Source organism: Streptomyces luomodiensis, assembly GCF_031679605.1.
GTDB classification, from domain to species: domain Bacteria; phylum Actinomycetota; class Actinomycetes; order Streptomycetales; family Streptomycetaceae; genus Streptomyces; species Streptomyces luomodiensis.
The window spans coordinates 9,582,811-9,608,140 of sequence record NZ_CP117522.1; the positions used below are offsets into that span (position 1 = coordinate 9,582,811).

A 25,330-nucleotide genomic window follows, 5' to 3' on the forward strand; every position below is an offset into this window, starting at 1 on the left:
GTCACTCGTCGATGAGGCTGGTGCTGTCGGAGAACTGGGCCAGCCGGAACACCACGAACTCCGCGGGCTTGACCGGCGCGACGCCGATCTCGCAGACGACCCGGCCCTGGTCGATGGACTCCTGCGGGTTGTTGTCGCGGTCGCACCGCACATAGAACGCCTCGTCGGCGGTGCGGCCGAACAGCGCGCCGCGCCGCCACTCCTCGGTGAGGAACGCGGTGACGTTGCGCCGGATGCTCGACCACAGCCGGTCGTCGTTCGGTTCGAAGACCACCCACTGGGTGCCCAGGAGGATCGACTCCTCCAGGTAGTTGAACAGCCGCCGCACGTTCAGGTACCGCCAGGCCGGGTCGGAGGACAAGGTGCGGGCGCCCCACACCCGGATGCCCCGGCCGGGGAAGGCCCGTACGCAGTTCACCCCGATCGGGTTGAGCAGGTCCTGCTCGCCCTTGCTGAGCCGCAGTTCGAGGTCCACCGCGCCCCGCACCACCTCGTTGGCGGGCGCCTTGTGCACACCGCGCTCGGCGTCGCTGCGCGCCCACACCCCGGCGATGTGGCCGCTCGGCGGGACGGTGGTGTTGCGTCCGGCGGCCGGGTCGAAGACCCGCACCCACGGGTAGTACAGGGCGGCGTACCGGGAGTCGTAGCCCGCCTCGTCGTTGCGCCAGGCGCGGACCTGCTGGGCCGAGAGGCGCGGCGGGGGATCCAGGACGGCCACCCGATCGCCCATCTGCTCGCAGTGCGCGATCACGGCGAGCTGTACGGTGCGCACGCCCTCGGCGTCGAGGGCGCCGCGCTCGTAGGCGCTCATCAGATCCGGCACCGCGACCATCGTGATCTCGTCGATGGTCTCCAGGCCGCCGAAGCCTGTGCGGGCGGCGGCGTCCCCCACGTACTCGGCCGGGTCCAGGCGCACCACGTCGCCGGAGCCGGACCCGCCGGGCGTGGCGGGGGCGACGGGTGCGGCCGGTCCGTCGGGCACCGCCACGGTCCCGGTCGCGGGCCTGCTCTGGGCGGCGGGCCGCTGCTCGGTGACCTCGATCAGCTTCGAGGAGCGGGCCTGGGTGACCAGATACCCCTTGACGTTCTTGCGGGTGGAGGCCTCGTACCGCTCCACCACCTGGTCGCCCTGGCGCACCAGGAGCGTGAAGCGGTCCTCGGGCGGGTTCTCCCCCTCGGCGTCGGCCACCTCCACCGACACCCCGGTGACCCCCGGCCGGGCCGCCACCAGGAAGCCGCCCAGCTCCACCGGCTCCGCCGCCGGGGTCTCCCCGCGCCGCCGCGGGCCGGTGGCGGCCGCGGGCGCGGAGGTGTCCTCGGCGGAACCGCCGATCCGCACGATGTACGCGGCGCCGCCGCCGTTGGCGAAGTACCCGTACACCGCATGGGCGAGATACGTCCCCTCGGTGAAGCCACCGAACGACTGGGTGTACTGGTCCCAGCCGGTGACCAGCGTCGGCGTGTGGAACGGGCCGCTCTGAGCGAACCCGACGAACGCGGCGACGGCGGTGCCGACCCCTTCGATGGGCCGGGCACCGGACTGCACCTCCTCCACGTACACGCCCGGGGTGAGGTACGTCGGCATTCCGGCTCCTTCACGTCCTGACAGCCCACTTGTGTCCGGGCCGAGTCTCATCGGTGGGTCCCTTGGGACGGCAGGGGCCCGGGTCCCTCTCCGGGGGCAGGCCGGCTGCCTTTCCGAACGCCCCGCCTGCCTTGTCCGGCCGTCACCCGGCCTTGCCCTCGGCTCTGCCTGTGCGGGCCTGGACACCCGTGGTCCCCCGCGACCGGCACGGGGGAACGAGGCCCCGGGCCCGGCGAGCCCCGGCCACGGGACCGCCGTCCAGCGGACGGAGACGGACGAGCGGAGAGCAGGAGGAGGCGGTGGAAGCGGCGGGGGCGAGCGAGCCAGGGGTGGGCGCCCTTCACGCCTCGTTGGCCGCCCCCAGATACGGCCCGAACTCGCCCTCCAGTACCAGCCGTCCGAGCTTGCGGTACTCCTGGGCGACCGCCGTCACCAGCAGTCGCATGGTCAGCGGGCCGCCCGACTCCGCCGCGAGGTAGGCCGCGGTCACCGCGCAGGCCCGGATCGAGCCGCCGGCCAGCTCGAAGCGGTCCGCGCAGAAGGCGAGGTCCACGTCGGCGGCGCGGGGCAGTCGGTCACCCAGGCACCGTTCCCACAGGGCGAGGCGCCGGCCGGCGTCGGGCACCGGGAAGTCGGCCACCACGTCCAGACGGCGCGTGAACGCCTCGTCCAGGTTGGCCCGCATGTTGGTGGTCAGCACCGCGATCCCGTCGAACGACTCCATGCGCTGGAGCAGATACGCCGACTCGATGTTGGCGTGCCGGTCGTGCGCGTCCTTCACCTCCGAGCGCTTGCCGAAGATGGCGTCGGCCTCGTCGAAGAGCAGCACCCCGTTGACCACCGACGCCTCGGTGAAGATCCGCTCCAGATTCTTCTCGGTCTCCCCGACGTACTTGTCGACGACCGTGGACAGGTCCACCACGTACAGGTCCATGCCCAGATCGGCCGCGACGACCTCGGCGGACATGGTCTTGCCGGTGCCCGACTCGCCTGCGAACAGCGCGATCACGCCGCGGCCCCGGCCGCCGCCGGGCCGCATCCCCCACTGCCCGAGCACCTGATCGCGGTGGCGGGCGCGCACCGCGAGGTCGCGCAGCCGCCGGTGGGTCGGCCGCGGCAGGACGAGGTCGTCCCAGCCGACGGACGGCTCCACCCGGCGGGCGAGCCGGTCGAGCCCGGCACCGTTCTGGGCCCGTACGGCGGCCCGCAGATCGTCGGGGCCGACCGTACGCCCGCCGAGGGCGGCCGTGCGCACCGCCACGTCGGCGGCGCGGCGCAGCTGCCCGGAGTCCAGGCGGTGGGCGGCGACCGCCCGAGCCAGTGCGTCCGCGTCGCCGGTCGCGCGCCCGTCCCCGGCGGCCCGGTCCAGCGCGTGCCGCCAGCGCGCGGCCTGCCGCTCAGGTGTGGGCGCCGTGACCGTCAGGGTGACGGGCGAGTCGGCCGCCCACGCCGGATCCCATCCGGTGGCGCCGTACGTGAACAGGGGGACGCCGCGCAGCGCGTCGCACACCGCCCGCAGGACGCGAGCCCGTCCGGCGGGTTCGCCGGGCAGCGACTCCAGCGGGCCGAGGAGGACCCCGGCGCCGGTCAGCCGCGCCTCCAGGGCGGTGACCCGGGCGAGTTCCGGCACCTCGCCGGCGCGCCGGGCGAGCGCCGCCGGGTCCAGCACCAGCGGACCGAGACCACGGGCGCGCAGCGCGGCGGCGGCCAGCCCCTCGGCGTCGCCGCCCCGGCTGCGCAGATGGACATGGCCGGTGCCGGTTCCGGCCGCGGCGGCCGCGTGGTCCGTCTCGGCCGCCTCGGCGGTCGGGTCCGGGCAGGCCGCGGCGAGCACCCCGATGAGCCGCGCGTCGGGCGCCGGGTGGCCGAGCAGATGGGCGGTGACGCGGTCGGGCACCCGCACGACGCGGGACAGCGGCGGCCGGTCCGGCTCGGTGACCTCCAGCAGACCGCCCGCGATCAGCGGCGCGCCGGGCGAGAGCCGGAACCGTGCGGGTGACACCCCGCCGGCCCCGCACAGTTCGAGAGCGAGCCCGACCGTGGGGCGACGGCGCGTCAGGTCGTCGTTGAGATAGCCGTAGAGCTGTTCGTACCGGGAGTCCAGATCGGGCGCCACCGCGACCAGGAGCAGGTCCGCGTCCAACGGCGACAAGCCGAAGTCGGCCGCGAGACGGGCCAGGACCGAGCCGGGCGGCGGGGACGGCGGCTCGGGGGCGGCCGGTCCGAGCCCGTTCGGCCGGTCCAGGAGACGGGCGACCGCCTCCGGGGAGAGGTACTGCCCCCGGTACGGGTCGTCGGGGTCGGGATCGAGGGCACGCCGCGCCGCCACGGCCTCCCGGACCCGCTCCTCGACCAGCCGGAACCGTGCCCACAGATACGCGTCCCCGGCCCCCTCGACAGCGCCCCCACCGGGCGGGGTGCCGAGAGCGGTGGCGGGCCATGCGCCGGGTGCGGCGTCGGTGCCCCGCTCGGCGGGCGGTGGGGTGTCGGGTCTGGCGCCGGGTGGTGTCTCGGGCCGGGTGCCGGACGCGGTGCCGGGCCATGCGCCGGGTGCGGCGTCGGTGCCCCGCTCGGCGGGCGGTGGGGTGTCGGGTCTGGCGCCGGGTGGTGTCTCGGGCCAGGTGCCGGGCGCAGTGCCGGGCCATGCGTCGGGTCTGGCGCTGGGTGGGTGGCCGGTGACACCGTCGGCGGTCCGGCCGTCGGGTACGGCCTCGGTCCGTGGCTCGTCCCGGGCCTCGGGCGGGGCTTCGGGCGGGGCCTGGGGCGGGGCCTCGTCCGAGGCTTCGGGCGGGGCCCCGGTGCCAGGTTCGCGCGCCGGGTCGGGCCGGGCGGCGACGGGTTCGGCGGTGTGCGTCACGGCCGGCGGTCTCCCTGGTCGTCTCCCCGGCTGTCGTCCCGATGGTCTCCTCGGCGGCGCCGCCGGGCGGGGACGGGCTGCCGCTCGCGCGGGCCGGCGAAGCCGTACGGGCCCGGGTCGGTCGTGCCCGGGTAGCGCAGCCGGCGCCCCGGTGTCGCGTCCCCGCCACTGTCCCGGGCCGCGGAGCGCGCCACCAGTCCCTCGGTGACCGGTGGCGCGACGGCGGTGCTGATCCCGGCCAGCGGCGCCCGCACCCGCACCCCGAGCGACGCCTTCAGCTCCCCGCCGAGCGCCGACCACACATCGGCGGCGGTCGGCGCGTCGAGCCCGGCCTCCGCGGTGTCCAGGCCCACGGTCAGGCCGAGTTCGGCGAGGGAGCCGGTGAGCAGCCGCGCGGGCAGCGTCTCGGTGGCCACCAGGCAGGCGAGTACCTGCGAGAGCAGCCGGTGTTCGTCCTGCGGCCGGTTCGCCCACGCCGTGACCAGGTACGTCAGCGTGAACCAGCGCGCCGGGGCCCGCCGCGCCACCACGTGGCCGTCCGCGTCGTACACCTCCCGGTCCCCGGCGCCGCGCCGCGTGGCGTCCTCGCGGATGTCGTAGAGGAACACGCAGACCGTGGGGGCGCTGCGGCGCGCCGCCCAGTCCCGGGTGGGCGCGTCGAACACCACCTCGATGCCCGACGCCTCCAGTGCGCACTCGCCGAGCAGGCGGCGCAGCCCCTCGTCCACCTCGTGGATCATCGCCGGGTCACCTCGTCCGGCGGCTGTACGGTGCCGCTGACGACCAGGAAGTCGGTCCGCACCGGGGAGAATCCCGGGCCCCTGGCGGTGATGGTCCGCGGTCCGGTCTGATCCTTGGCGAGGATGAGCAGTTGGCCGATGAACGTGCCGTCCGGCAGCGGTACGGTCGGCGCCGCCGCCGCGGTGATCCCCGGTTTCCAGGTGAACCGCACCGGCGCGCCCGGCGGGAAGTCCTTGCCGCGCACCGAGGTGACGAAGCCGGGCTTGCCGATCGGCGGCACGGCGACGATCCGCGGCTGGAGGATCCGCAGCCGGGTACGGGCGGTGTTGTCGCGCGGGTCGGCGTCCGTCCCGGTCGTGGTGAGCGTGGCCGTGGTGTACGCGGTCAGCGCCTTGTCGGGGCTCAGGACGACGGTGAGGCCGGCCCGCGCGCCCGGGGCCAGGTCCGGCAGGGCGCAGACCCAGGCGCGGTCGCAGCCCGGCGGCGGCCCGTCGGCCGGGATGCCCCGGGGCGGGCCGATGCGCAGCCGCAACCCGGTGGCCAGCGCGTTCCGCCCGTTGCGCACGGTGTACGTCACCACGACGCGGCCGCCGACGTAGCCCGGGTTGGGCTGGGCCGTGATCCGCACCCCGGGCCCGGCCGCGGGCTCCTGTGGCGGGGGCGGGGCCGGCGGGGGAGCGGTCGTCGGCGGGGTGGGGGTGGGCGTCGGGGTCGGCGGCCGGGTGGCCTCGCGCACCGGCACCACGGTCCGGCCGGTGTTGTCGTCGGGCCGCGGGTCCAGCACGGCGCCGGTAACCGACCAGTCGACCGGCGCCGGGCCGGGGGTGACCCCGGTGAGGGTGACGGTCACCGGGACGGTGGCGCCCGGCGGTACCACGCCGATGTCGCACTGGAGGGAGGCGGCGTCGCAGGTCCCGCCGGGCCGGGTCAGTCCGGTGATCCGCACCCCGGGCGGCGGGGTGGCGGTGAGGCGGGTGCCGGGGGAGGCGGCGGGGCCGTTGTTCACCACGTCCACGCGGACCGTGGTGGAGCGGCCGACCGTGACCGCCGGAACGCTGCCGGGCGCGCGGACGGCGAGGTCCACGGACTGCCGGACGCTGGGCTCCTTCTGCCGGCCCGGGAGGCCGGCGGTGAGCGGGGTGACGCTACCGGAGGCGACGTCCACCAGCCGTAGCTTCTCGGGGCTGTTGGGCGGCAGGGCCTCGCGGGAGCTGAACACCAGGGCCGTGCCGTCGGCCGTCCAGGCGGCGTCGCGCGGCTGGAACGGGCCGGTGGCCGAGGTGTCCGGCAGCTCCCCGTGGCAGGCGTCGGGGAGGTCGCGGGCGGCGGCGGGCAGCAGGACCCGGCAGTCGTCGCCGGAGACGGACGCCAGGAGGAGGCCGTTGCGCTCGTCGACCCGGCCGCCGCCGTTCTTGCGGTTGAACGCGACGGTGCGCCCGTCCGGTGAGAACGCCGGGCTGTCGTCGATGACCTGGCAGTTTCCCGGGCAGAACGTGGCGCTCAGATCGCGCTGCCGGTCCAGGTGGTCCACGGGCACGGTCCACACGTGCTTGCTGCCGCCGGTCCCGTAGATCACCTGGTCCCGGGTGAAGGCCAGGGTGGTGCCGTCGGAGGACCAGGTGGGCTGGGCGTCCCCGCCCTGGCCCTGCCCGGCCGGCGGGGTGATCTCGCCGCGGATCGCGCCGGTGGCCACGTCCGCGATCAGGATGCGGCCGGGGCCCGCCCCGTCGCCGGTACCGCCCGGGGAAGTGCGGGTGAAGGCGAGGTATCTGCCGTCCGGGGAGAACGTCGGATCGGTGTCCCAGTCTCCCGGGCCGCCCCCGGCGAGCGGCAGGGGCGCCGCCTGGGAGCCCTCCGCATCCGCCGTCCAGATACGCTCGACACGGGTGTCCCGTTCGTCCTCGAACCTCGTCACCACCAGCCCGCGCCCGTCGGGGGTGTAGTTCTGGCGCTCGGTCCACGGGTCGTAGCCCGGCCGGGGCTGGAACAGGGGGTCCCGGGTGGGGTCGGTGTTGGTATCGGCTTCCGGGTCCTCGTCGAGGATGGTCGGCCCCAGGTCGCGTGGGTCGACCCCGTCCATCCGGATGTCCTGCAACGTCGCCGTCCGCACCGTGGGGGCGGAGGTGCGCTGCACCACCACCGAGCCGCCGTCGAGGGGGCCGAGCCAGGTGGGCGAGAGGACTTCCCGGTCCTCGCTGAGCACCAGCTCGGGCCCGCCGGAGGGCGAGCGCACCGCGTACACGTGGTCCCAGTCGCCCTTGCAGTCGCACGTGCGGTCCGGGCTGAGGAACAGCAGTCCGTTCCCGTCGGGCAGCCATGCCGCCGCGTGGCTGCGCCAGCCCTCCGGCACACCCGTGAGCAGCGGTTCGTCGGTGCGTCCGTCCGTCACCCGCAGCCGGGGCCCGCCCGTGGAGGTGGACGTGTACGCGATCCGGTCCCGGTGGGCGGGGTCGTCGACCGGGTTCCACACCGGTTCGGTGGCCGTGCCGTTCGCCGGGTCGGTGATCCGCGTGGCGGTGCCGCCGTCCAGGGGCCGGACGTAGATCTGCTGTCCGGCGGGCGGATCGCTGTCGCAGGAGTACGCCAGGCGCAGTCCGTCGGGGGAGACCGTGGGGAACTCATCGTTGGCGGGGGTGTCGGTCAGCCGCCGCAGCCCGGTGCCGTCGGTGTGCACCAGCCACAGGTCGCGCTGGGTCCCGCCGTCCGGCCCGCCCGGCTCGGCCGAGTCGAACACAACGGACCGGCCGTCCGGCGTCAGCCGGGGGTGCGCCGCGTCCCGGCCGCTGGTGAGGCGGCGCACCGACCCGTCGGCGGACCGCAGATAGATCTGCGGGTTCTTCTCGTCGCGGCGGCCGGCGAACACCATCGCGTCGCCGAGGGCGGACGGCTGGACGTCGAAGTGGGCCGGCCCCGCGCCGAACAGCGGCTCGCTGGACTCCTCCCCGGTGACCCGGCCCAGACTGCGGTGCCGGGTACCGGCGTAGGCGACCCGGGTGTCCGCGGCGTCCTTCACCACCGGCCCGGGAGCGGGCTCGGCGCTGCCGCTCCCGGAGGCCGCCGTCACGGTGAGCAGCGGAACGATCAGCAGCCACGACATGCCGAGTCTCCCCAGGCGGTACCGCCCACCGGACGCAGCGGTGCCCATCACGGTCCCCCTCACACTCCGGTACGGCCATGCCCCCGCCATCCTGCGCCCCGCCGTGCGCGGCGCGGCAGGGTGGCAGGGACGTACCCGGGGGAAACGCGCGGTGTGCGTTCGGGCAGCGCCCAGGGCCCGGCCGCCGTCAGATCAGCCCGTTGCGCAGCGCGTAGCCGACGGCGTGGGCCCGGTTGCGCAGTTGCAGCCGGGCGATGACCTCGTGCAGCACGTTCTTGACGGTCCGTTCGGAGTACGCGGTCTTGCGTGCGATCTCGGCAGTGTCCAGGCCGTCCGCCACCAGCCGTAACATGTCGGCCTCGCGCGTGGTCAGCGTGGACAGGGCGGGGCCCTGCGGGTCGAGCGCGGACCGCTGAAGTCTGCTCACCTGGGCCAGGAGCGTGCCGAGCAGGTCGCCGGGCAGCACCCCCTCGCCCTTGGCGATCGCCAGGATCAGGTGCAGGAGCTGGTCCTGACCGGCCTCGGCGCGCCGGAGCACCGCCGCGACACCGCATTCGATGACCCGTTGCAGCGCGCCGGCCCCGAGGGTGCCGACCACCAGACCCGTGCGGGTGGCGGGGTTGTGCCGCAGCCGGTGCAGCAGGGCGGCCACGTCGTCGTCGACACCGTCCACGACCACCAGCGACACCTGGGCGTGCCCGGCGTCGGCGTCGTCGAGCAGATCGACCTCGGGGCGCTGGCGCAGCTGGTGGACGACGCCGACGCGCAGCACCGGATCGGCGGCGTAGATCGCGACGGTCACCCGGTCCGGACGGCCCGGACCGGAGGGCCACCGTACCGCCCGGGACCGGGCGGGCACGGGCGTCGCGGCGGCGGACGGGGTGCGGCTGGTTTCCTCTGAACGGGACATGGTGCGGATACCTGTCTCTCGAGTTCGGGGAAAGGAAAGTCAGAACCAGGAGGATCGCGAGGATCAGGAGGATCAGGAGCAGGAACGACGGGGAGCGGAACGGAGGGCCTGGCGGGGAAAGGGGAGGAAGCCGGGACGGGCACGGGGCGGGCCGGGCGCCGCGGGGCGGCGCGGCGGGCAGGGCGGGGCCGCATCACGATCTCATTCGCGTTGAGCGCAGGGCGGCGGCTTCCGGGGCAGCGCGCGTGCCCGGACGTTGCCCCCGCGTTCCTCGTGGCGCCCCGGGCGCGTTCCTACCGTGGTGGCGTGACGCCTTCTGCAGCCTCGTCCGGCGCCGGCGCGCCGGGTCTCGAGATCCCGGCGGTGACGGTGGCGCCCGGCGGCACCGCCACGACCACCCTGACCGTCCGCAACGACAGCGACATCGTCGAGGCATACGATCTGGAGGCCGTCGGCGACTGTGCCCCCTGGACCACCGTGGAACCCGCGCGGGTCTCCCTCTACCCCGGCACCTCCGAGACGGTGACGCTCCGTCTGGAGCCGCCGCGGTCCCCGGAGATCGGGGCCGGCGCGGTGCCCCTGGGCGTTCGGGTGCTGCCGAACCAGCATCCCGAGTCGGTCCGGGTCCCCGAGACCACCGTGCACATCGAGGAGTTCCACGAGCTGCGCACCGAACTGGCCCCGCGCCGCCGGCGCGGCTGGCTGCGCGGCCGCTACCGGCTCGCGGTGCGCAACCAGGGCAACACCCCGGTGCGGGTGGGCTTCACCCCCGGTCAGGCGGGTGAGGAGCTGGGGTTCGCCTTCAGCCCGACGGGGCCGAAGCTGGAGCCCGGCGAGTCGACGGAGGTCCGGCTGCGGGTCCGTACCGGCAAGCCCGTATGGTTCGGCGCGCCCGTGGTGTGGCCCTTCACCGTGCACACCACCGAGACCGGTGATCAGGACGCGGCACGGCGGGAGGAGGCGCGGCGGGACGCGGCCCCACCCGCCGTCCAGGCGCCGCTGGACGCGGAGTTCGTCCAGATCCCGGTCTTCTCCAAGTGGCTGCTCGCGGTGCTCGCGGCGCTCATCGCACTGGTGCTCGCCTGGTTCGCCCTGGTCCGCCCCGCGGTGCGCAGCGCCGCAGAGAAGGCGGCCAATAAGACCGTCCAGTCCCGCCCCGGCCTCGGCGACCAAGGCGGGCAGTCCCCGGGAGCCGGCGCCGGGGACGGTGCGCCGACCCAGCCCGGAGGGCAGGAGACCGGCGGGCAGAACGGGCAGCCCGAGCCCGGCGGATCGGGCCCCGGCGCCTCGTCCGGATCCGGCGGGGGCACCGGCCGCACGGCCGGCGTTGAGCAGAGTTCGCGGACCATCGACGTGCGGACGGCCGCGGGGGCGAAGAAGACCGGCACCTACCGGGTGCCCGAGGACACGGCCTTCGGGATCACCGACATCGTCGTCGCGAACTTCCAGGGCGACGAGGGCGTGATGACCATCACCTTCGGCAATCGCAAGATCACGACGATTGCGCTGGAGACCTTCCGCAACCAGGACTACCACTGGGTCACCCCCATCCAGATCGCCGAGAACGACACCGTGACCGTCGAGGTGACCTGCGACAAGCCGGGCATCCCGGCCACCGGGCGTCGGGCGCGGGAGTGCCACGAGGTCCTGAACGTGAGCGGAGAGCTCAGTCGCACGAAGCGATGAAGTGCGCCTGCCGGGACATTGTTGGGCACCTGTGACGCCGTGAGGAAGGCGGGCCCACGGCGGATGACCGGAAGACGTATGAAAAACAATGACGCTCGTCCGAAAACAGCGTCCGCTTCCCGGGCACCGACACTGCTGGGTCTGCCGGCGCGGCGGCCGCCCCCAGCGGGCGAGCGCCACTCGGCGCCGCGCGGCCCTTCCGGAAGCTGTCGCCCCCGGCGGCACGCTGCTCTTCGCCACCACGGCCTTGTGGCGGGGACGGCCCCGCCGCGAGACCAGCGCGCTGTACGCCGACCACGGGTACGACCACGACATCGTGGCCGGCCCCGCGCCACCGCTGCCGTTCCGGCATCTGCGGTGCCCTTGCGGCTGCCTCTTCAGCTGGTGGAGGCCCGGCCGATCAGTCGCCTGCGGACCGGCTCCGACCGCGCGACGTCCGCGATCGTCAGTGCCATGGCCAATCCGCCGTCGTGAACGAACCGGTCGCCCTCGGGGCCTGCCGCAGCGGCCGCGAAGGCGGCGGTGTGATTGCCTTCCTCGGTCGGAAGATCGAACGACAGCATGGGGTGCAGCGCGGGGATCCGCAGGGAGACGTTGCCCATGTCGGTCGACCCGAACGTCTTGTCGGGATAGTCGGGGAAGGTCCGGCCGATGGCCTTCGCGTGGGACTCGAAGATGGGGGCCAGGTCCTGGTCGTGACGGAACTCGCGGTAGACGGAGGGCAAGGACGTGAACTCCACACCGGTCCCGGTGGCGATGGCTCCGGCGTCGAAGCACCGTCGCACCCGCTCCCACACCTCATCGACCTCATTGATCGTGTCAGCGCGGATCATGCAGTCGACCACGGCGTGGTCCGCGATGACATTGACGGCCGACCCGGCTTCCTTCACGACGTGATGCACCCTGATGCCGTCGCGCAGCTGCTGGCGCAGCAGACCGATGGCGGTCTGGGCGACGACCGTCGCGTCGGCGGCGTTCAGCGCACTCCACGGCCGTGACGCATGCCCTCCACGACCCGTGTACGTCATGCGCCAGGACCGCGCGGCGCGGAGTTGCGGGGTGACGACATCCTTCAGCGAGGGGTGAACCATGATGGCCGCGTGGGTCCCGTCGAAGACGCCGCGGTTCACCATGATCTCCTTGCCGGTTCCGCTTTCCTCGGCAGGTGTACCGAAGACCCGCACCGTCAGTCCGAGCTCATCGGCGAACGGGGCCAGCGCCAGCGCGGCACCCACGGCCGACGCGGCGATGACGTTGTGACCACAACCGTGGCCGATGCCGGGGAGGGCGTCCATCTCCGCGCAGACGCCGAACACCAGGTCACCGGATCCGGCCGACGCCACGAATGCCGTTGGCAGGTCGGCCACTCCTTTCTCGATCGTGAAGTCACCGCTGTTCTCAAGAGCCGCGACGATCGCCGCCGATGTCGCGTACTCCTCGAAAGCCGGCTCGGGATGGGCGCTGATCCTGTGCGAGAGCTCGGTCACCAGGTCGAGGTTCTTCTCGAACTCGCGCTTGACGCGTCCGTTGATGTCAGCCATGGTCGCACCTCGTTCCAGGGGTGGGTGGATGTTGCCGCTTGCTCCGTCGAAGCCGCACGTGGTCGACGACCTGGGCATTCGCCAGTGGTACGAGAGGCACTCCGCTGGGCAGTACGTCTAGGCATCGGCGTCCGGCTCGGCGGCCACCCGGCGTCGTACGCGCCCGTCTTCGGCCACCACGATGGACGGATCCAACTCCCTCGATGCCTCAGCGAACCGGGCGAGGATCGAGGCCGCCGCCTCGGGCCTCGGAATGACCGGCTGACTGTCCGCGTCCAGTTCGATGGGGTCCAGGCGGAGCTCGGGCCCGTCGGACCCTCCCAGCCGCACACGGAATACCGCACTCTCGTACCAAGGCCCCTTCAGCAAGGCCGGCTGATACGGAGCGGAGGGATGAGCGTCTTCCTTCGCGACCATCGAATCCGGATTCCACCCGTCGCACCAGTCGAAGACGAAGTTCCCCGTCGAATAGAGGATCAGGCCGTGTTCGTAGAACTCGACCGGGTGGAGGCAGTGCGGGTGGTGCCCAATGATGAGGTCCGCCCCGGCGTGGATCAAACGCCGTGCCAAGGGCTGCTGGTACCGCGCCAGCGGCCCTTGCGCTGTCGGCAGGTAGCAGAACGGCACGCCCCAGTGCAGCGCGACGGCCACGAAGTCGTTGCGCTTCTTGGCCTCGTGGATCAGGGCCTCGGCCCGCTGAACGTCCGGCTCGTGCGCGCTGGAGTGCACGAAGGGAGGCGTGCCGGGTGTCTCCTCCAGGAAACCGCTGTCGAACTCGAAGCTCTGGCGTACCCGGATCGCTGCGATGCCCGCCCGGTCGGCGGTGGCGTCGGCGCCCAGGGGGAGCGCGCAGCAGAAGCTGAAAAAGGCCAGGCTGCTCTCACTGAGAGGTACCACACGGGGACGAGTCGCCTCAAAGATCGATTCGCCGAAGCCGGCGTGCAGGACTCCCGCGGCATCCAGCGCCCGCACCGTGTCACGCATGCCCTCGGCGCCATAGTCCATCGCGTGGTTCATGGCCAGGGACATGACATCGAACCCGAGAGCCGCCAGTTCTGCCGCGCCCGACGTCGGAGCACGCATCGTGACCAGTTTCTCGGCACGCTCCCCGGACGCGGTGAGCGGTACCTCCAGGTTGCCGATCGTCAGATCACCGCCCTGGAGCAGCCCGAAGGCCGAGTCGCCGGGTCGGGCGGGGTCCCGGGTCGGGCGCCGCGGCACCCCGGAGACGACGACATCTCCGACGACGGTGAGATCCATGGTGCTCCGTTTCGCTTTGCGACACGACGTACCGCAATGTAATCCAGCTCTGTGGTGTCCGTAAAGCGCGAAGGTGTCGATCGGGCAGGTGCGGCGCCGGGGTGGCTCGCGCCGAAATGGGGTTCACACCAGGTGATAAGGTCTTTGCCTTATGCGCATAGAAGAGGGCGACAAGGACGCCTCCGGCCAAGACAAGCGGAGCACCGGCGTCCGATCGATGAACAGCGTGCTGAGCACACTCCGCGTCTTCGAAGAAGTCGCCCTGCGGCAGCCGATCGGCGTCTCGGAACTGTCCCGCGTGACGAACATCCCGAAAAGCTCGGCGCAGCGATGCCTGGTGACACTCCAGCAGGCCGGCTGGCTACGAGTCGTCGACCCCGAGCATGCGCGGTGGGGTGTGACGATGAAAGCTCTCACCCTCGGATTGCGGGGCGCCGGAGAACAGGATCTCCGAGAGGTGGCGGGGCCCGTTATCAAGCGTCTCGCGGCAGAGACGGACGAGACCGTCCACCTCGGCCTCCGCGACGGTGAGGATTACGTCGTCGTCGCGAGAGAAGACAGCACGCACGTCGTTCGGGTGTTTCTCGACATCGGCACGCGCCTGCCCCTGCAAGCCACCTCGGGGGGAGTCGCGATCATGGCGTACCTCGAGGCCGCCGAGGTCGATCAACTGCTGCGGCGCGAACTTGAGGAGTTCGCGGAGTTCCCCATGCCGGACTCCGATGAGCTCCGGCAGGAGATCGCCCGGACCGCCGAACGCGGGTACGCGCTCAACGTCTCGTCGTCGTGGTACCGCCCGCACGTCTCCTCGATCGCCGCGGTTGTCACGAACGCGGCCGAGCAACCCATCGCAGCGCTCACGCTCTCCATGCCGGAGATCCGCTATGACAGCGCACGCGAGAAGGACCTGGCGCACTTGGTCATCGCGGCAGCGGATGAGATCAGCCGGCTGATCTCATCCGCCTGACAGCCCCGGCGGCGGTCACGAGCGGGGTGGTCCGGTGGTGGTCCTATCCGGCTACCACTCGGGCCACGAGCTCAGCCGTGCCGGCAGGCGACTCGCGGTGAAAGTGATGACTGCCCAAGTCGACGGGCACGATGCGGATGCGGTCACCGTAGCGGTCGATTGCCTCCTGTGTGAGGATCTCGCGCACCGCGAACAAGGTGATCGGCTGCTTTACCTCGCGCAGCACGTCATCCATGCGCCAGCGCACCAGGCCCTCGAGTGATCGCAAGCCCGCGGGCTGCCGCACGGACACCATCTTCTCGAAGTACGCGTCCTTCACCCCCGGATCGGTGCCGGCCGGTGAACCCGCCTCGACCATGCCCCGTACGCCCGCGGGGAAGTCTTCGCTGAAAGACCGCAGCATCGCCTGGACCTGGCTCTCGTCCTGCGCGGGAAACAGGGAGAGATAGTGCAAGGCGTCGAGCGCGACCACGTGCGAGACCACATCGGGCAGGAGCCGGCCGACTTCAACGGCCACCGCTCCGCCGAGCGAGTGCCCGACCACGACACAGGTGTCCACCCGCTCGGCCTCCAACACCGCCGCCACGTCCCGGGCGAACTCCTCCATCGTCCAGACGTCTCGTGTGGACCGCGACTCACCGTGCTCGGCAAGATCGACCGCAAGGACCCGGTAGTGCTCGGGGAGGAAGGCGGTCACCTCGCCGAAGTCGTCACGGTCGCATCCCCAGCCGTGCACGAAGACCACCACCGGCCCGTCGGCCGGACCGCTGATCGTGTACCGGATCGTCGTATGGCTCGAACGCTGGACTGCGCGCGTCGTCGTGCTCCCACGTACCTTCGACATAGCAGGCTCCTCTGTACCGCAATGTGATCCAACAGATCGCATTATGATCCATGTGGGCCTGGCCGCCCAGGCTGACCGCCCGGAGCGGCACCAACCACCGATGGCGCACGGCTCGTCGCCAGTCCGGCTCCATGACCGGGCGGGTGGCCCTTCCGCAGCCGCGCAAGGCCGCGAAGAAGGTTGCCGCGGCGGTCGACGTGCCACGGGAAGCTGAAGCCGGCCAAGCTCGGCAAGGCCGAGGATGACAGACCCATCGCGAGCAGGCCCGGTTGCCATGACCGGGCCTGCTCGTACGACACGCACCCACCACAAACAAAACCGTGAATCTGCTAATGTCTCCCGTAAGCAGAACAGCGATTCTTTTTGTGGGAGGTGTGGTGCCTCGGCTCACCGACGCACGCAAGGAACTTCGGCGTACTCAGATCGCCGAGGCCGCCGTCCGCTGCTTCAGCCGCAACGGCCTGGAGCGGACCTCGATCGCCGACATCACCGCCGAGTCCGGCCTCTCGGCCGGCTCGATCTATGCGCACTACCGCAACAAGGCCGACCTGGTCCGGGCCGCCGCCCGCGAGGTGCTCGCCAAGCGCGCCGATGTCCTCGGCGAGTACGCCGCGGCCGACGCCCCACCCAGCCCCGACGAACTGCTCGCCCGCCTGATCGCCGCGATCGACCCGGCCGAGGCCCGGGTCGGCGTGCAGACCTGGGGTGAGGCGACCACCGACCCGGCCATCCGCGACATCGTCGTCGACATGACGGACCGGATGCGCGCGATGCTGCACGACTGCGTCACGGCCTGGCTCGTCAAGGTGGAGCGCCATCAGCCGCCCCAAGCCCGGGAGCGCGCCACTCCGATCGCCCACCGGGTCATGGCGCTCTACCAGGCCGAACTGCTGTACACCGCCTTGCGAACACCGACCGAGGAGACAGCGTCATGACCACCACGACCGCTTCGTTCGCCGCCCGCACCGTTTTCCGGATCGGCTACGGCGCATTGCAGCTCGAGCGGCTGCACGACCGCCGCGGCGAGGCCGTCGCGCTGCTGCGCCGCGCGGTCGAGCTGGGTGTCGACCATGTGGACACCGCCGAGTTCTACGGCTTCGGTTTCGCCAACGCCGTGATCCGCGAGGCACTTCGCCCCGAGGACGACGTCCTGGTCGTTACGAAGGTGGGGGCTGACCCCAACCCGGGCGGGCGCCTGCCGCTGCGTTTGGCGCAGCGGCCCGAGCAGCTGCGCGCCAGCGTCGAGGACAACCTGCGCAGCCTCGGCGTCGACCGGCTCGCGGTCGTCAACCTCCGCCGTCTGGACACCGGCCCCGGGCTGCGTCCCGAGGGCGATCAGGTCGTCGACCTCGACGACCAGCTCGCGGTGATGACCGCCTTGCGCGACGAGGGCAAGATCGGCGCGATCGGCCTGAGCAGCGTCACCCTCGACGGCCTGCGCCGTGCCCTGCCCGCCGGCGTCGTCTGCGTGCAGAACGCCTACAGTCTCGTCTCCCGCGAGGACGAGGAGATGCTGCAGCTGTGCGCGGCCGAGGGCATCGCCTGGGTGCCGTTCTTCCCGCTCGGCGGGGCCTTCCCCGGCCTGCCCAAAGCGACCGACGAGCCGGCGGTGCACGCCGTGGCCGAGTCCCTGGGCGCCACGCCCTCCCAGGTCGGCCTCGCCTGGCTGCTGCACCACGCCCCGAACGTGCTGCTCATCCCCGGCACCGCCAACGCCGCCCACCTGGAGGCCAACATCGCGGTCAGCGAGATCGCGCTCGACGCCGCGACCCTCGCCACCCTCGATGGCATCGAGTCCCGCTCCAACGACGTCCCCATCGGCTGACCGGAACCAACGCGGCCCGGGTCGCGACCGCACCACACGCCGGACACCCTGCCGAACCGCCAGGCCACACCGGGAAACCCCCTATCAGGCTCCAAGGACGGATCATGAAGGCCATCATCTACCGCGACAACGGCGCCCCCGACGTTCTGCAGTTCGTCGACCGTGACCTGCCGGCGCCCGGCCCCGGCGAGGTTCGCGTCCGGGTCGCCGTGTCCGGGGTCAACCCGACCGACTGGCAGGCACGCTCCGGCGCCGGCCACCCCAAGCACTTCTCCGAGGTCACCCCGCACCTCGACGGCGCCGGCACGATCGACGCCGTCGGTGAGGGTGTCGCCCAGAGCCGGGTCGGTCAGCGGGTCTGGCTGTTCATGGCCGCCGCCGGGCGGCCCACCGGCACCGCCGCCGAGTTCACCGTCGTGCCCGCCGAACAGGCCGTGCCGCTGCCCGACGAGGCCGGCTTCGACGTCGGCGCCGCACTCGGAGTCCCCGCGCTGACCGCGCACCGCGCGCTCACCGTCGCCGAGGACGGCCCGCGTCGGCTGCGGCCCGGGGCACTCGACGGGAAGGTGGTGCTCGCCGCGGGCGGGGCCGGAGCGGTCGGGCACGCGGTGATCCAGCTCGCCCGATGGGCCGGCGCCACCGTGATCAGCACGATCAGCAGCCCGGAGAAAGCCCGGCTGGCCACCGCCGCCGGGGCCCACTACGTGATCAACTACCGCGAGGGCGACCCGGCCGCCGAGGTCCGCAAGATCGCCCCGGACGGCGTCGACATCGTCGCCGAGGTGGCCCTGGGCACGAACCTCGCACTGGACCTGGCCGTGCTGCGAACCCGCGGCACGATCTCGACCTACGCCAACGACGGTGGCAAGCCGGTCGAACTGAACGTGCTGCAGAACATGGTGCTGAACACACGCTTCCAGTTCCTGGTGCTCTACACGGCCGGTCCGGAGGCACGCACCGCGGCCGTCCAGGACGTCGCCACCGCAGTACGCGACGGCGCGCTGCCGGTCGGCGAGAAGCACGGCCTGCCGCTGATCCGCTTTCCCCTCGACCGCACCGCCGACGCGCACCGAGCGGTCGAGAGCCACGCGGTCGGCAAAGTCCTGGTGGACGTCACCGCCTGACGTCCAGTTGGCCACCGCGCGCCCTCCGGCCGCCCCGGGGAGCCCGGCATGGGGCGGGCCGGGCGGGCGGCGTCACCCCGACTCTCCGGTCTCATTCGATCTTGCCGCCGCGCAGTGCCATGATCTGCGGAGAGACAAAGTCGGGTGAGACGCCGAAACCTCGCCGTCTCGCATGATGTTGTCGCTCGGGCTCGTTTCCAGACCACGCCCTCGCATCCGCGCCGCCTGTAGGGACGTCCCGAGTCACAGGTCATCGGGGTAGCAGTACGCCCCCTCTCCGCTGGAGACGTCGTCGGTTGCGTAGCGCATGACGATGTGATGCCAGTCGTGATTGGCGCCTATAACGGCGTCCATGTTGGTGATGAATCTCTCCACGGCTGATACGATCTCTGGCCGGGTGCCCGAGCCACGAAGCTCGGCGCGCAGGCTCTCGCAGGCATCCTTGTAGATGGTGACGAGTTCCGCCATACGTTCCAGCACTGACCCAACTGCTTCCTGGGCGCTGCAGCCCTTTTCCTGCTGGTAGATCACGACGCTGTTGACCTGGCGCTCCTGGTGATCTTCGCGGGCAGCGGAGAAAACGTCGTTGAGGAGTGCCTGCTGAAGGGTGGAGGACCAGCGCAGGGTACGCATCGGGATGCTCCGACGCACCGCCTCCGGCAGGTAGGTGCCGGAGGAGTTGACCATTTCCATGAAGTCATAGACCCACTCCATGCCGTATGTGATCTCACGGAAGGATTCATACTCAGCCAGCGGCATCACCTGACCCTGACCGGGTGCGTAGTTGAAGCGCGACTGGTCTGCGTAAGAGCGGACGAGGTCACAGTAGTGGCGGCGGAAGGTGTCCACCCAGTCCGACGGACGGCCTTCCTGGGTGTGCAGCCAGGTGCGGTGCAGTTCTTGGGAAAGTGCGCTGTCGCCGGCTTCGCGCTGGTTGTGCATGATGCCTGTGATTTCTTCGACCGCGCGGTTGACACGGACGAAGTCCCGTTGGGCCGCTCCCTCTTCCATCTGGTCGTCGAACCGGAAGAAGAAGAACATCCACTTCATGCCCTCCAAAAGCTGCTCCTGGTCCGCCCACGGCCAGCACCAGCAGGAGGCAAGTTCTATGCCGCTGCGTCTGAGGCGTTCGCGGGCGCGGTCGTTCGGAGCGAGCGTCCGGTTTTCAATCCATTCCCAGAAGCGCTGTGACACGCGACCGGTGTAGGGATTCAGGAGAGGTGTGAAGGGAACGGGAAAGCGAGTGGGGATCTCGAATCGCACGTCACTCCTCCGAGCACTTCGGTGGTCTTCCCGACATCTTCATGCCCGGGAGGTGACGCGTATTCGCAGCCCGCGCGGAGCAAGAACGGCGCCGAGGGCGGGACGGACCGGTTCGCTGGAAGCCGGCTCCAGATCCCATTTGGCGGCGATACTGGAGATCACCAGGGACGACTGGGTGAGGCTGAAAATATCGGCGATGCATTTGCGTGGGCCCTCACCGAAGGGAATGTGCGCGTTGCGGGGAACATCGGCGGCGCGCTCGGGCAGCCAGCGGTCGGGATCGTAACTTTCCGGATCGGGATATACGTCGCCGTCCCGGTGGATCATGTAGGGGCTGTAGATGATTGTGGTGCCTGCCGGAATGGTGTGCCCGGCGAGCACGCTCTCGGTTGTGCTCACCCTGGTGACAAACCAACCGGGTGACCACAGGCGGAGCGATTCAGCGATAACGCGTTTGGTGACATCCAGGCTCCGCAAGTCCTCGAAGGTGGGGTCGGCGCCCTTGAGGACGGCATTCATTTCGGCCTGCAACTGGCTCTGCACATCACGATGTTGTGTCAGGAGGTGCAGCGTCCAGGACAGAGCGCTGGCAGTCGTCATCACGCCGGCCAAGAAAAACGTGCACAGATGATCGTGGATTTCACTCCCGGTCAGGCCCTCGCCCGCGTCGTCGCGTTCACTCAGCAGCACGGAGAGCAAATCGCCACGATCCTCACCGCTGGCCCGCCGCTCGGCAACGATGCTGTTGACAGTGTCCTTGACGAAGGCACGGCACGCGTCGTAGCGGCGTTTGTCGGGAAGAGGGAGCTTGTCCAACGGCGGCGGCATGATCATGCGCTTGTACATGGTTCTGACGATCGTGACGAAATTCTCGGTCGTTTCCCTGACCAGGTCAGGCGACATCGAGTCCGAGAACATCGTGGCCAGAACGACCTTTGCCGTGATGGTCAGCATTTCCGAGTAGCCGTCGATGACCTGTCCGTCGCGCCAGGACCCGGTTACCGCAGCAATCTGCTCCCCCATGATATTCGCATAACCGGGCATGCGGGAGGTGTGGAAGGCCGGTTGGATCATGCGGCGCTGCCGCCGATGCACATCGCGCGGGGAGGTGCCCAGACCGTTGCCCATTATTTCCCGGAGGCGGTCGAAGAAAGGTCCACCTTTGTCGAAGGTGCGGTCGTCGCGAAGAACTTCCTGCGTCAGTTCACGGTCCAGCAGCACGATCGCCTTCATCGGACCGATCCGGATCTGAACCAAGTCCTCACTGGCGGGCAACGATTTCAGGAACTCAATCGGGTCTCGCAGCAACTGCACGCTGTTGCCGATCAGCGGTATCGCGCCGGGCGCTTGAGGAATTGTGGTGGCCATAAGACACTCCTTGCGAACATCCTGAATGGATGCACTCAACCGTGGCTGGGGGGCGGCCTTTGCGGACTCAGTCTTCGCCAAAGGGATCGGCGCGGTGTAGGAGGTGCTGGCGTTGTACTCCGGATCCGGCCAAGTGGCCGGATTTATACGGACGTTAGTACCCGCAAGCGTAGCGAGAGGTGGCGCCTTGTCAAGCTATCTGACCTGCAGTTATTCTGACTTCGCATCAGGTTTATCCTCAGCTGCAACACCGTTGACTTCGGCCTGGCGGCGACGTGTCAAGGGGTTGAACGACGCAACGGAACGTGCGAGCAGCCTGTGGTGTACTTCTCCTGGCGCTGGCACTGTTCGAGCGGTGCGGCTGTTGAGCGGTCCGCGAAATGCTCCATCGCGTATCCCGCGGCGGACCGTTGTGCTTGCCATGCAAGACGATGTGCGGCTCAATGTCTGGACGGCGGAACTGGAAGAACTGCTCGTGCGTATCGGCCGCCGGTTCGGGCGGGGGACTTACGGCGGAGCGGCGTCATGCCCCAGGCGGCGAGCGTGTCGAGCATGTCCACCGCCAGCCGCCACTTCTCCCGGTGCCCGACCTTGGGCGGGAGGCAGTTCGCTCGTTTCCCCAGTGCCCCGCAGTACTGCGGGGCCACCCCGACCGACATCCGTCCGTCCATGGGCACCGACACGTCATCGATCACCACGCTGTCGGACCGATGAGCGGCGGCATCCGCTCGCAGATCCGCCGCCGCACAGGCACCGGGTCCCACGTGGACTGGTTCACGAACTGCTGCACGTTCCGCTCGTTGCCGTCCGGCAACCGTCCCCGCAGATAGCAGTGGCCCGCTGATCCTTCCGCGGCACCGAGGCGAACACATCCGCCACGAACAACGCCAACGCCGCCCGGACACGGTTCACTTCATGGGCATCCGCACACCCAACATGCTCCCGAACCTATTAGGGGGTGGGTCGGAGGCTGGTGGGTTTGCGGTCGTGTGCGTGGGGCTGGGATGTGGTTGTCGTGTGGTTGTGGGTTTCGGGCAGTGCGGTGGTGATGATGATGAGTGCGATGGCTGCGAGGGCTGTGATGTAGGTGCCGGGTGCCAGGTGTCCGAAATGTTGGGTGAGGAGGGCGCCGAGGAGTGGGGCGGTGCCGCCGAATACGGCGTAGGCGGCGTTGTAGGCGAGTGCTGTGCTGGTGGTGCGGATGTGGGGTGGGACGAGTTCCACGGCCATGATGGTCGCCGGCATGCCGATGAGGGCGGCGGGGATGATGAGCAGGGTTTCCGCGGCCAGTGTGGTGAGAAGTCCTCCGCCGCCGGCGAGGATGTAGGCGGGTACGGAGCCCGCGGCTGCGATGACCACTCCGGTGATCAGTACTGGCTTGCGTCCGATGCGGTCGGTGAGGGCGCCGGTGAGGATGCACAGGCCGGTACACAGGAGGAGAGCGGTGCCGCCTGCGACGAGTACGGTGACTTCGGGGAGGCCGCCGGTGGTGATGAGGTAGGTGGGCAGGTAGCCCAGGAGGTTGTGGACGACGACGGCGAGGAGGGCGAAGACGGTGAACAGGACGAGGAAGAGCCGCCAGTTGCGGAAGGAGTCCCTGACCGGGCTGGCCGAGGTTTCGCCGTGGGCTTCCAGGTTCCGGAAGGTGCTGGTCTCCTCGAGGCTGAGGCGCATGTAGAGGCCGACCAGGGCCATGAGTCCTCCGAAGAGGAAGGCGATCCGCCAGGTCCATTCCGTATAGGCGTGTGGTGATGCCGAGTGGAGGGCGAGGAGCGCGAAGGCGGCGAATGCGGAGCCGATGAAGGAGGCGCTGCCTACGGCGCTGATCCACAGTCCGCGCCTGTTCGCAGGGGCTTGTTCCATGACGTAGGACGCCGCGCTGGTGTATTCGGCTCCCATGGATATCCCTTGGGCGAGCCGGCAGCACAGCAGCAGCAGTGGGGCGGCGATCCCGGCTGTGGTGTAACCGGGCAGCAGCGCGATCGCGGCCGTCGAGACAGCCATGATCAGTACCACGGTGGACAGCGCGGTGCGTCGGCCAAGACGGTCGCCGATGCTGCCGAAGACGGCGGCGCCGACAGGGCGGACCACGAAGGCGATGCCGTAGACGGCCAGGGCCGACAGGATCGCCAGGGTCGGGTTGTCGTCGGGGAAGAAGTGTTGGGCGATGATGGTCGCTGAGGAGCCATAGATGACGAAGTCGTAGGACTCGACGGCGTGCCCGATCATAGCGGCGCCGAGAATTTTCTTTTGCACCACTGCTCCGTTGCTCCGTGAGAGAAGGATGGGAAGGTGTGCGGATGCTCCTGGCGTGTGGTGCTGCGTGGGTCAGCGCTTCACCAGATGTTCTCGAGCACCCGCAGTGCGTTGCCGCCGATGACCGCGGAGATGTCCTCGTCCGAATATCCGTGCTTGACGAGCCAGCGAGTGATGTTGCGGAAGCATTCACCGGGGTTTTCCAGCCCGGCTACGGATTCGATGGTCTCGAATTCGGGGCCGGATCGGATGGTGTCGGTGACTCCCCACTTCTGACTCATCACGTGGTGCAGGTCCAGGTGGTCTCCGAAGAAGGTGTCCGGACCGAATCCGACGTGCTCGATGCCGACCAGGTCGACGCAGTAGCGGAAGTGATCCATCACGGACTCGATGGTGTGGCGGCGGTGCTGCGGGCTGACGGTGGTGTAGGGGGCCGCTTCGATGCCGATCATGCCGCCTGTTTCCGCGCAGGCGCGGATGACCTCGTCGGGTTTCATCCGGGCGGTGTTCCACAGACCCCGTGCCCCGGCGTGCGTGATCAGTACGGGTTTGTCGCTGGTCTCGATCACCTCGAGCGCGGTCCGGTCCCCGGCGTGCGAGAGGTCGATGGCGATGCCGAGTTGGTTCATCCGGCGGACCGCGCGCCGTCCGAGTGAGGTCAGGCCGCCGTCCGTTTTTTCTCGCAGACCACTGCCGAGGGAGTTCGCGTCGCTGTAGGCGATGCCGATCTGCCGGACGCCCAGTCCGTGGAGCACGTCGAGCCGGTCGATTTCGTTCTCGATCAGTGCCGCTCCCTCGAGGCCGGCGACCACGGCGAGTTGGCCTTCGGCGTGCGCGCGCCGGATGTCGGCGACCGACTCGGCGCGGATGACGTAGTCCTGGTGGGCGACGTCGCACCAGCGCATTCCCAGGTCGGTGATGACGTCGTCCCACTTCCACCCGTTCCGGGACTCGCAGGCGCCCCAGCCGAGGTTGTCGAACACGGCGTCCAGTCCGGACCGGCTCAGTCCTTCGTAGCCGTAGGCGAGGCGGGCCTCGCGGTTCCACTGGAGCAGTTCCGTCCTGGCCCTTAGGGGGAGGCGCACCGGGTGGTCGTGGAGCGATACCGCGATGTTCTCGGTCAGGAGGCGCTCGGCCCGTGCCTGTTCATCGGCGGTCAGTCCGAGGTCGTGTTCCGGCAGCCGGTCCACATCGGCCGAGGGGGTGAACTCGGTGTAGTCTTTTCCGGCTTCCAGGTAGGAAAAGGACTGGTAACCGGTATAGCGCTTGGTTGCCATCGGGACTTCGCCTCCATGCGAGTGTGGGCGTACGGCTTGCGGAACAGCGTGCTGCTGGCGGGACGCGTGTGAGGGGCCTGTGCCGAAGCGAGGGCGGCGAGGCCTGTGGAGTGCCCGGGTCGTGCGGCACCAAAGCCTCGGAGCGACGCGACTGGGCCTTGCCGTGACCGCGGCGGCGGTGACGATGACCCGCCGGGCGATGCCCGCAAGGCCACGAAGCGGGGCTGGATTCGGCGGCGGCCGGACAGGTTCTGCGTGTGCGATGTGTCGCTCAGGGGGCCGAGTCGTCCAGGCAGCGCTCATGGCGCAACCCCCGTTGTTCCGGAATACGGAACGACCGTGCTGCTTTCCGACACGAATCTGAACGGAGCGTGGCGGTTCTGTCAACCATCGCGCGGCACTCTCCGTCGGCCGGAGGTGGCCGGAGGCGGCCGGAGGAAAGGCGGTGCGGATGGCGGTCCGGCTGCCCGCCGAGGCCGTGCGGCGGCTGCGCCGGCCCTTCCGCCTGGTGTCAGTGCCACCTCGTCCAGGCGGGCGTCGCCCCCTGTCCGGATCGACCGGGGCCTCGCGCTGGACGGTGCGCTCGTGGAGGAGCGACCCGACCCCCTTGTCTTCCTGTGTCTTCCTGCCGTCAGGGTCGGCAATCGGCGGTTGACGATGACGCGGCACCGAAACTATCGTTCCGTATCTCGATACGCTGTTCACTATGGCGGCACGGTAGGCGCATGC

At 70.6% G+C, this 25,330-nt stretch carries 17 protein-coding genes and 1 pseudogene; 5 read left to right on the top strand and 13 right to left on the bottom strand.

Going from position 1 to position 25,330, the window contains the following annotated elements:
* Window position 1: 1 nt before the first annotated feature.
* From PS467_RS40120 to PS467_RS40140, 5 genes are all read right to left on the bottom strand, one after another.
* Entirely contained in the window at window positions 2–1,585 is a 1,584-nt protein-coding gene (locus tag PS467_RS40120) for a phage tail sheath family protein (RefSeq protein ID WP_311039442.1), read from the bottom strand.
* Between the two features lie 340 nt (window positions 1,586–1,925).
* The gene (locus PS467_RS40125) at window positions 1,926–3,959 is read right to left on the bottom strand and encodes an ATP-binding protein (RefSeq protein ID WP_311040097.1); all 2,034 of its coding nucleotides are present in this window, start codon (window positions 3,957–3,959) and stop codon (window positions 1,926–1,928) included.
* Between the two features lie 479 nt (window positions 3,960–4,438).
* Window positions 4,439–5,182, bottom strand: a complete 744-nt coding sequence (locus tag PS467_RS40130; protein ID WP_311039443.1) for a Pvc16 family protein — start codon at window positions 5,180–5,182, stop codon at window positions 4,439–4,441.
* Window positions 5,179–8,280, bottom strand: coding sequence for a hypothetical protein (locus PS467_RS40135; protein ID WP_311039444.1), 3,102 nt, complete (start codon window positions 8,278–8,280; stop codon window positions 5,179–5,181). The genes PS467_RS40130 and PS467_RS40135 overlap by 4 nt, the downstream gene beginning before the upstream one ends.
* A 187-nt stretch (window positions 8,281–8,467) precedes the next feature.
* A complete protein-coding gene (locus PS467_RS40140) occupies window positions 8,468–9,190 on the bottom strand; it encodes a helix-turn-helix transcriptional regulator (protein ID WP_268976625.1) in 723 nt (240 codons plus the stop codon).
* A 306-nt stretch (window positions 9,191–9,496) separates the two neighbouring features.
* On the opposite strand from PS467_RS40140, the gene PS467_RS40145 reads away from it, so the two are divergent.
* A complete protein-coding gene (locus PS467_RS40145) occupies window positions 9,497–10,876 on the top strand; it encodes a COG1470 family protein (RefSeq protein WP_311039445.1) in 1,380 nt (459 codons plus the stop codon).
* A 377-nt stretch (window positions 10,877–11,253) separates the two neighbouring features.
* On the opposite strand, the gene PS467_RS40150 is transcribed toward PS467_RS40145, so the two are convergent.
* Both PS467_RS40150 and PS467_RS40155 read right to left on the bottom strand, forming a co-directional pair.
* The gene (locus tag PS467_RS40150; RefSeq protein ID WP_311039446.1) at window positions 11,254–12,417 is read right to left on the bottom strand and encodes a M20 family metallopeptidase; all 1,164 of its coding nucleotides are present in this window, start codon (window positions 12,415–12,417) and stop codon (window positions 11,254–11,256) included.
* Between the two features lie 117 nt (window positions 12,418–12,534).
* On the bottom strand, window positions 12,535–13,677 hold the full coding sequence (locus PS467_RS40155) for a CapA family protein (protein ID WP_311039447.1): 1,143 nt from the start codon (window positions 13,675–13,677) through the stop codon (window positions 12,535–12,537).
* A gap of 151 nt (window positions 13,678–13,828) precedes the next feature.
* On the opposite strand from PS467_RS40155, the gene PS467_RS40160 reads away from it, so the two are divergent.
* On the top strand, window positions 13,829–14,644 hold the full coding sequence (locus PS467_RS40160) for an IclR family transcriptional regulator (RefSeq protein ID WP_311039448.1): 816 nt from the start codon (window positions 13,829–13,831) through the stop codon (window positions 14,642–14,644).
* Between the two features lie 43 nt (window positions 14,645–14,687).
* Here PS467_RS40160 and PS467_RS40165 read toward each other — a convergent pair whose 3' ends face one another.
* Window positions 14,688–15,488: an alpha/beta fold hydrolase gene (locus tag PS467_RS40165; protein WP_311039449.1), complete on the bottom strand. Its 801-nt coding sequence runs from the start codon at window positions 15,486–15,488 to the stop codon at window positions 14,688–14,690.
* 377 nt (window positions 15,489–15,865) lie between these two features.
* On the opposite strand from PS467_RS40165, the gene PS467_RS40170 reads away from it, so the two are divergent.
* From PS467_RS40170 to PS467_RS40180, 3 genes are all read left to right on the top strand, one after another.
* A complete protein-coding gene (locus tag PS467_RS40170) occupies window positions 15,866–16,423 on the top strand; it encodes a TetR/AcrR family transcriptional regulator (protein ID WP_311039450.1) in 558 nt (185 codons plus the stop codon).
* The gene (locus PS467_RS40175; RefSeq protein WP_311039451.1) at window positions 16,420–17,313 is read left to right on the top strand and encodes an aldo/keto reductase; all 894 of its coding nucleotides are present in this window, start codon (window positions 16,420–16,422) and stop codon (window positions 17,311–17,313) included. The genes PS467_RS40170 and PS467_RS40175 overlap by 4 nt, the downstream gene beginning before the upstream one ends.
* Window positions 17,314–17,417: 104 nt before the next feature.
* A complete protein-coding gene (locus PS467_RS40180) occupies window positions 17,418–18,437 on the top strand; it encodes an NADPH:quinone reductase (RefSeq protein WP_311039452.1) in 1,020 nt (339 codons plus the stop codon).
* 243 nt (window positions 18,438–18,680) lie between these two features.
* Here the strand turns inward: PS467_RS40180 and PS467_RS40185 are convergent, their stop codons facing one another.
* The 5 genes and pseudogenes from PS467_RS40185 to PS467_RS40205 all read right to left on the bottom strand — a co-directional run bounded on the left by PS467_RS40185 (window position 18,681) and on the right by PS467_RS40205 (window position 24,601).
* Window positions 18,681–19,700, bottom strand: a complete 1,020-nt coding sequence (locus tag PS467_RS40185) for a terpene synthase family protein (RefSeq protein ID WP_311039453.1) — start codon at window positions 19,698–19,700, stop codon at window positions 18,681–18,683.
* 39 nt (window positions 19,701–19,739) lie between these two features.
* On the bottom strand, window positions 19,740–21,068 hold the full coding sequence (locus PS467_RS40190; RefSeq protein ID WP_311039454.1) for a cytochrome P450: 1,329 nt from the start codon (window positions 21,066–21,068) through the stop codon (window positions 19,740–19,742).
* Between the two features lie 518 nt (window positions 21,069–21,586).
* A pseudogene (locus PS467_RS40195) lies at window positions 21,587–21,980 on the bottom strand (transposase); the annotation flags it as partial.
* A 39-nt stretch (window positions 21,981–22,019) separates the two neighbouring features.
* Window positions 22,020–23,297, bottom strand: a complete 1,278-nt coding sequence (locus PS467_RS40200) for an MFS transporter (RefSeq protein WP_311039455.1) — start codon at window positions 23,295–23,297, stop codon at window positions 22,020–22,022.
* 107 nt (window positions 23,298–23,404) lie between these two features.
* Entirely contained in the window at window positions 23,405–24,601 is a 1,197-nt protein-coding gene (locus tag PS467_RS40205) for a dipeptidase (protein WP_311039456.1), read from the bottom strand.
* Window positions 24,602–25,330: the final 729 nt, after the last annotated feature.